This is a genomic window from Floccifex sp., assembly GCF_051873555.1.
Classification (GTDB): domain Bacteria; phylum Bacillota_I; class Bacilli_A; order Erysipelotrichales; family Erysipelotrichaceae; genus Floccifex.
This window is the reverse complement of the sequence record NZ_JBJEEY010000118.1, coordinates 1-7,647: the sequence shown is the minus strand read 5'-3', so window position 1 is coordinate 7,647 and position 7,647 is coordinate 1. Positions and strand designations below refer to the sequence as shown.

The following is a 7,647-nucleotide window of genomic DNA, read 5'->3' as shown; positions in this document are numbered from 1 at the left end:
AGCCGAGAAAATGCCTCCCGGTCCGGCTCCAATAATGGCTACATCGTATTTCATTTTGTTGTTCCTTTCTTTTTATATAAAACAATACATAAAATCATACATATTCCTTCACTTATTGGAAATGCCAACCATCCTGTTTCAAGTCCAAATATATGCATGAGAACATATACAAGTGGAATTAAAACAATAATTTGGCGAAGTAAACCAATAAGTAAAGACAAGTTTTGTTTGTTGGTTGCTTGTAAAATCGAACAAAACATAATGGAAATGCCTGAAAAAATAAATCCAATGCTGATAGTTTTTAATGCTGGTATTCCTATTTTTAATAATTCTACATTGGCCTCGAATAAAAATAATATGGAATCTGGAAATAACTGAAATAAAAGGGTTCCCATACTCATTAATGCGATGGATAAAAACAATGAAAATTTAAGTGCCTGTTGAATTCTTTCTTTGTTTTTTGCTCCATAATTAAAAGAAACAATAGGAATAATGGCATTATTGATTCCATTGATTGGCATATAAACAAACTGAGAAATTTTAAAATAAATTCCAAACACACTCACAGCCAATACATCAAATGAAACCAAAATTGAATTCATAAATAAATTCATTATACTTAATAAAGATTGCATGAAAATGGCTGGAATCCCTATTTTATATATGTTTTTGATCATCGAAAAAGAAAGTGATAAATATTTCATTTTCAATTCAATTTCTTTTATTTTATATTTTGTAATCCAGATACCAATTGCCATGGCAATCATTTGTCCTGTTACAGTCGCAATGGCAGCTCCTGTTACTCCCATTTGAAAGTTAAAAATCAATATAGGATCTAAAACAATATTAATTAAAGCACCCATTCCCTGCATTACCATGTTATATATGGAATGACCCGTCGCCTGCATAATTCTTTCATAAGTAATTTGTATAAAAATCGAAAACGAAAACAATAAACATATTCTTAAATAACTTTGTCCCTGTGCAATTATCTCAGAATTATTTGTATAAAATTTTAAAAACCATTGAATACCAAATATCCCAAATAGAGCAAATACAAATCCATTAACAAGTGATAAAACAATGCCATGCAAAGCAATTTGTGTAGCTTCTTTTTCTTTTTTTTCACCTAAATAACGTGAAATTAATGTATTGATTCCTACCGCTGTTCCACAGGCAACCGCAATCATTATAGTTTGTATAGGAAATGCAAAAGAAACAGCTGTAAGTGCATTTTGTGATATATGAGCAATAAAAATACTGTCTACAATATTATAAAGTGCTTGAACCAGCATTGAAATCATAATGGGAAAAGCCATCGATAGAATTAATTTTTTCATTTCCATTGTCGCCATTTTATTGTTCATAAAGTCCTCCTTTTTGTCCTTAAACAGTTTCAAAGGGGATGTTTAAGATTCTACGCAACAATAGACCAGACAAGCTGGTCTATCTATTAATATTGTCCTGTATTGTATTTGAACGCTTTTTCACAAACATTATTAGGATCATATTCTTCTAGAATTTTACCATAACGCTCACGATAGTCATTGTCCACTTCAATTTGTGGAATTACTTTTGTTCCTTCTTCAAAGAAATGTTTAGACCCACGTCCCATTTCTTGACCTTTTACAGTATGTTTATCATAGGCAATGTCTGGAATTTCAAATAATTTACCCATTGCCGCATTTTTAATAATGATATTTTTCAAATAATCACTTGAACGATCTTTTGGACTCTCACATAAAATACGAATTGCATGAATGAAATACATTGGTTGATCACCATCATCAAATGGAAATTCTCTTCGCATTTGATTTAATGCATTCACTTGTACAGCAGCATCCAAGTTACCAAATCCAATGTCTTCAACAGAAATTGTAATCAAACGTCTCCATAATTTATCTAAGAAAACAGGTCCAGATGTATATAATTCATATGCAGCTTGACATGCTTTTTCTGTTTGTTGACGACGAATACATTTTTGTACCATCGAAACAACTAAATCAGTGTCGTATCCATTTAAAGTCTTACTTGCAGCCCAAATATTATAAGCAGCCATATATTTATTTCCTTTCTTCTAAAATCTCAACAATTTCTACAATCAATGTCTTAATGGTTTCTGCAGACATTAATTGATCCTCTGCATGTGCAAATAACATTGTTATTTGTGGAATACATGTATTCATTTCTTCTTGAAGCACAGATAAATGCGCTTCATGTGCTTGCGTAAAGTCTTGATCACCTTGTTCAATGAGCTTTTTATACTCATCCATTTCATGTTTTCGATAAGCCTTTAAAGCAGCTAAATAACTTGATTTTGCTAATCCAGAAAAAGTGATCACCTGCATCGCAATTTCTGAAATTCTTTCTACATTTGCCATATTATCCTAATAACTTTTTCGCGAATTTAATGGCTGCATCTCCATCTGCCATGGCATAGGTTCTTGGTTCAATTGCTCCCACTGGAATATTTAATTGCGTTTTAATGGAATTAACCGCAAACATCAATTGAGGACCCACTAAACAAACATCCCATTTTCCAACTTCGTTTTTAATTGCTGAATTGGCAACGGCTTTGACTTCAATGTCTTCTCCATTTTTAACCGCTGCATCTTGAATTTTCTTTACTAATATGGAACTTGACATTCCAGCATTGCAGCACAATAAAATTTTCATGAACAATCCTTTCTATTTTAGTTCAGGCCAATATTCTTTATTTACTTCAATAAAATCATCTAATATTTTCTTTGCGATATTGGCACTTGGTACACACTTTGATAATGTCAATGCTTGCCACATTTTATTGTAGCTATGTTGTTCATAGGCATCGACAACTAATTTTTCAACACAAACTTGTTGTTCCATCAATCCCTTCTGGAAAGTAGGAATTTTTCCAATTGACAATGGTTCATAGCCATCTTTTCCAACGATACAAGGAATTTCTACCATAGCTTCTGGATCAAAGTTTTCAATGGCTCCATTATTTTGAACAATCAACAACATTCTTTCTTTTGTATTAAAAGCAAGAGCCGTTGCCAAGTCAACAATAAAAGAAGCATGAATTCCAATTTGAAGCGTTGTATCTTTAGCACTTCCATTTTGAGCAATGCGAGCACATTCCCCAAAAACTCTTTTTTCATGTGTATCTACAACTTGATCAGCACGTGTGTAATTTGGATTTGTATGAGCTACAATGTCATCACCAAATAAATAATATTGGAAATAAGAATTTGGACACATTGTTGGATCCACAGAAATAATGTCTTTGACTTTTCGAGCTGTATTAAACCAGGAAGAATCTGTATAATGACTGGCATCATCGTCTTTTAAACAGTTTCCATATTGTAATTGATGTGCAATTAAATCATGAATTCTTTCGTTTCCTTCTTTGTCTTTAATGGATGTCCACCATCCAAAGTGATTCAATCCATAATAACGTATATCCATTTCCTTGCGATTGTTAAATCCTAAAATACGGGCAATGGTATTTTCCATTCCAATTGGCATATCACATATATTGATAACACGAGAATTTGGTCGATATCTTCGACATGCTTCGGCTACAATAGAAGCCGGATTAGAATAATTTAACATCCAGCAATTTGGTGAATATTTCTCCATGTAATCAATGTTTTCTAAAACACCTGGAATAGAACGAAGTCCATAAGCCATTCCTCCTGGTCCACATGTTTCTTGTCCGACTACACCATATTTCAATGGAATTTTTTCATCCAAAGATCGCATTTCCAGTTTTCCTACACGAATATGTGCTAAACAAAAGTCAACATCTGTATACGCAATTTCTGGATTGGTTGTTGCGACATATTCAATGAATGGATCTTTTTCTTTAATTAAGATTTCACAAGCCTTTGCGACTTTGTTTTGTCTTTCTTCGTCATTGTCATAGAGTTTAATACAACGAAGGGGTAATCGGTCTAAATTATCTAACAACATTAAAATTATTTCAGGTGTATATGTGCTTCCTCCACCTGCAATCACAATACTAAATTTTTTCATTTTACTTTCTCACTTTCTATTAGAAAATAAATTGATACATTAGATAATGTTTGATTTTATTCTTCTATTAATTTTAAATTTAATAAATGTTCGATAAATTCATGATTTGAAATACAAGTCAATAATTGATCTACATAGGCTTTATGATTCGAAGCCTGGTGAAGAAATTCAAATAAGAGTTCTAATTTTTCATCGGTTCGTTTCTCTAAAGCCAAAACAAATAATAATTGTGTTTCTATGTTTTGATGAATAATTGGTTTTTTTAATAAAATGACTTCAATAGAAGTTTTATTCGCAAAAGTAAATAAAGGATGAGGCATCATCATTTTATTGGCTAAATGCGTTGGATAATTGACTTCTCTTAAAATCAAGTCTTCGCAAAAAGAAGTGGCATCATCTATGCATTGTTTTTCTTTTAATTTTTTAGATACATCGTATAAACAATTTTCTAAAGAAATAGCTTCCTGGTAAATGTGTACATTGTTTTCTGGAATAAATTCACTTAATAAATGAATCACTCGTTTATTCATTTTAATGCGATGAATTAATCGATCCAGCTTAGCCACATCTTCTAAATCTGGTAAACCCGATATCATATATGTTTCTACGCCTTCTACTGGAAGACAATCATTCATGGAAACAATTAATTCAATATGAGAAAAATCCATCATATTCATTGAAAAACGACTCGTTACCCGAACCACTTCCAATTGGTTTTTAAAATATTGTTCTAACCATTGCAGTAACATATTTTTTACGTTATGTCGTTGTGAAGTAATCACAATGGTTTTAATTTTAGTGTTGATGTTTTCTAAAAAATGTTCCACATAAATGGATAAATACGATACCTCGTCTTCTTTTACATAGATTCGTTTGTATTTGAAGATGATGGGAACAATCATCATACTGATTTCAAATGAAAATGGATATTTGTGTTTGACTTCATCTAATAATGGATTACTTAATTCATATCCAGATAATACTCTTCGATTCATATATTCTATGTGAATTAACATATTATGAGCCAGTTCTCTGGATTCCTTTAAATCAATGGAATACTTATCAAAGATTTCCTGACAAAATTCATTAAAAACAATATTTGAAAATTCACTGATCTCAGATTTTAAATTGGTTTTGGCAATCTTGAAAGTATGATATAGCTTTGATAAAAAAGAAATATCTTCGTTTTGTAAGTAGGAAAGTGAAAGACAAATAGTTTGAATTATTTCTTCTATATCTTCTATACTACTTTCAAGTGCAAAACCCATGGAATTACGAGCTCGACAAATTTGGATTCCATACAGAAGAACCATAAAATCCATGTCCGTTAATTTAACATCAAATCGATGCAGGATACTCATCATTTCTTGTTTGACATATTCCGTTTCCTGCAAAATATAAGAATCATCCAATAACAGATGAAGAATCGTTTGCGATTGATTTTCTTCTTGAAATAAAGCATCCTTTACCATGCGAAGCAATACATCACGAATCTCATTTTCATCTATACACAACATACAAACTTCTTTTTTTATACTGAACAACGTACAATTATATACTTGCTGTAAAACCTGTAGTGTTCGATTGACTTCTTTTTTTGTGGCTGACATTGACAACATTAAACAATCGGATAAATCAAATAAAGTACATTCCTCATCAAATAAAATCGTTCCTATAATTCGATACATACGATTTTCTGGACTATCTTCAATTTCCAGATCTTGGCTCACCAATTGATAAGCCAAGTCCTGATAATCTTCATGAATAATATAGCCAGTTTTTACACTCGAAGTAATCAATAAACAATTTTCACTTTTATTGATATTGGAAATTTCTGTTCGAATGGTACGTGCCGATACCTTAAAGAGATCAGCCATTTCTTTTCCACGAATCCCAGGTTTTGATAAAATTTGTTGTAAAATTCTTTGTTGGCGTTTTGTCAGCATAATTTATTCCTAATTTTCTAATAATTTTTCTTTTTCTAATTCTTCTTTTTCCATCATCTTAAAGAATGGATAATAAATAAGTGTCATTAAAGCAAGGAGCAAGAAAACCAATACAACGGATTTCCAATCCAATGTCATTAAGAAGGCACCAACTCCAGGAGGCAAGAATCCAGGAGGATTAGCAATTGGTTTTCCAACAATTCCAAGTGTCATACTAAAATATGCAATAACTGTACAAATTAATGGTCCAAACACAAATGGAATGAACATGAATGGATTCATAATCATTGGTGTACCAAAAATCAATGGTTCATTGATTCCGAAAATTCCTGGAACAACAGCTACTTTTCCAACGGAACTTAATGATTTTGCTTTTGATTTAATCATCAATAAATTCAATCCCAATGTCAAACCAGATCCTGTAACTTGTAAAATGGCATAGTACATACCAAATGTAAAGATATGTGTCACTGGTTGCCCAGCTGTATATGCTGCAATATTTTCAGCTCCATACGCAATGGCAAAGGAAGCCCAGACAGCGGACGTAATAGATGGTCCATGTAATCCAAAGAACCATAGAATTTGTGTTAAGAAAATAACGATCAATAAAGCAGGCAATGAATCCATTGATGATATAGCTGGAGCCAGAATATTCATTAATACTTGTGGGAACGGAACCCCTGCTAAAGCTGTTGAAATATTAGCCACTGCAACAGCTAAGATTGTATTGATAACTAATGGAACCAAAGCCGCAAAGCTGTCTTTTACCATTGGAGGTACACTTTCAGGCATTTTGATATATAATTGCTTTGCGTAACAAAGATGATAAATTTCAACTGTTACTAAAGCAATGATGATTCCTGGAAACAATCCAGTAGATCCTAAATAAGCAGTTGACAATTGTCCATCTTGAATTACAGATGAAACAATGAAGAATACAATCAGTGCCGTAACAGCTGGCTGACTTCCAGCAATGTCATATTTTTCTGACAATGATTTCGCAATAAAATATGTTGCATACACGGCTAACATATCAGTGGTAAAAGCTGAGGCATATGTTAGTATCCCCATGTTTGCGGATAAAAAATCATAAATTGGTCCGCTTCCAATTAAGTTGTTAATTCCTAAAAAAATTGTACAGAACGACCCGACAATAATCACAGGAACAGAAGCAACGATACCGTCTTTAATTGCTTGAATATGTTTTTGTTGTTCTAGTTTATTCGCAATTGGCATCAAAAACTTCATTAAAGTAGCTTGTAATTTTTCCATTATCCTTTCCTCTTTTTTAGAACACTAGACGTCGACTTCTATGTTACATCCATATAGTATCGATTCTTATATTGGAAAACAAACTCACTTTTTCCTCTTCATGAGGAAATATGAACTACTTGTTTAGAATATTTACTATATTAATTCTACTATAAATTTTATAATGATATAACAAAAAAGCTGGATTTCTCCAGCATCTATTTTTCATTCAAAACATTCTGTACAAATTCTACACTTTGTTCCAGTACTTTTGCGATAAATTGTATATCACAATTATTTTTATACATTGTTTTAATATTTTCTTTCATTGTATTCAAAGAACCAATTTTTTCTCCTTTTTCAAGACCAATTTCTATACCTTCTATTCTACCTTCCAACCTGGCATTTTCGACTTTCTGGGCACGATCCATTT

At 31.9% G+C, this 7,647-nt stretch carries 8 protein-coding genes; all 8 read right to left on the bottom strand.

Annotation, left to right across the window (positions count from 1 at the left end):
- Nucleotides 1-50: 50 nt before the first annotated feature.
- The gene (locus tag ACI32A_RS06945) at nt 51-1,367 is read right to left on the bottom strand and encodes an MATE family efflux transporter (protein ID WP_439754313.1); all 1,317 of its coding nucleotides are present in this window, start codon (nt 1,365-1,367) and stop codon (nt 51-53) included.
- Nucleotides 1,368-1,453: 86 nt separating this feature from the next.
- A complete protein-coding gene (locus ACI32A_RS06940; protein ID WP_439754312.1) occupies nt 1,454-2,059 on the bottom strand; it encodes a hypothetical protein in 606 nt (201 codons plus the stop codon).
- Nucleotides 2,060-2,063: 4 nt separating this feature from the next.
- Complete coding sequence (locus ACI32A_RS06935) at nt 2,064-2,381, bottom strand: PTS lactose/cellobiose transporter subunit IIA (RefSeq protein ID WP_439754311.1); 318 nt, start codon at nt 2,379-2,381, stop codon at nt 2,064-2,066.
- 1 nt (nt 2,382) lies between these two features.
- Nucleotides 2,383-2,676 (bottom strand): PTS sugar transporter subunit IIB, encoded by a 294-nt coding sequence (locus ACI32A_RS06930; RefSeq protein ID WP_439754310.1) that lies wholly within the window; start codon nt 2,674-2,676, stop codon nt 2,383-2,385.
- 12 nt (nt 2,677-2,688) lie between these two features.
- A complete protein-coding gene (locus ACI32A_RS06925; protein ID WP_439754309.1) occupies nt 2,689-4,017 on the bottom strand; it encodes a 6-phospho-alpha-glucosidase in 1,329 nt (442 codons plus the stop codon).
- Nucleotides 4,018-4,073: 56 nt separating this feature from the next.
- The gene (locus tag ACI32A_RS06920) at nt 4,074-5,963 is read right to left on the bottom strand and encodes a BglG family transcription antiterminator (protein WP_439754308.1); all 1,890 of its coding nucleotides are present in this window, start codon (nt 5,961-5,963) and stop codon (nt 4,074-4,076) included.
- 9 nt (nt 5,964-5,972) lie between these two features.
- Entirely contained in the window at nt 5,973-7,235 is a 1,263-nt protein-coding gene (locus tag ACI32A_RS06915; RefSeq protein WP_439754307.1) for a PTS sugar transporter subunit IIC, read from the bottom strand.
- Between the two features lie 197 nt (nt 7,236-7,432).
- Nucleotides 7,433-7,647: hypothetical protein (locus ACI32A_RS06910; RefSeq protein ID WP_439754306.1), on the bottom strand; the 215-nt coding region annotated here is incomplete at its 5' end.

Excerpts from the sequence above, each read along its gene's own strand:
- ACI32A_RS06945 (WP_439754313.1), bottom strand. The coding sequence starts at position 1,367 with ATGAACAATAAAATGGCGACAATGGAAATGAAAAAATTAATTCTATCG.
- ACI32A_RS06940 (WP_439754312.1), bottom strand. The coding sequence starts at position 2,059 with ATGGCTGCTTATAATATTTGGGCTGCAAGTAAGACTTTAAATGGATAC.
- ACI32A_RS06935 (WP_439754311.1), bottom strand. The coding sequence starts at position 2,381 with ATGGCAAATGTAGAAAGAATTTCAGAAATTGCGATGCAGGTGATCACT.
- ACI32A_RS06930 (WP_439754310.1), bottom strand. The coding sequence starts at position 2,676 with ATGAAAATTTTATTGTGCTGCAATGCTGGAATGTCAAGTTCCATATTA.
- ACI32A_RS06925 (WP_439754309.1), bottom strand. The coding sequence starts at position 4,017 with ATGAAAAAATTTAGTATTGTGATTGCAGGTGGAGGAAGCACATATACA.
- ACI32A_RS06920 (WP_439754308.1), bottom strand. The coding sequence starts at position 5,963 with ATGCTGACAAAACGCCAACAAAGAATTTTACAACAAATTTTATCAAAA.
- ACI32A_RS06915 (WP_439754307.1), bottom strand. The coding sequence starts at position 7,235 with ATGGAAAAATTACAAGCTACTTTAATGAAGTTTTTGATGCCAATTGCG.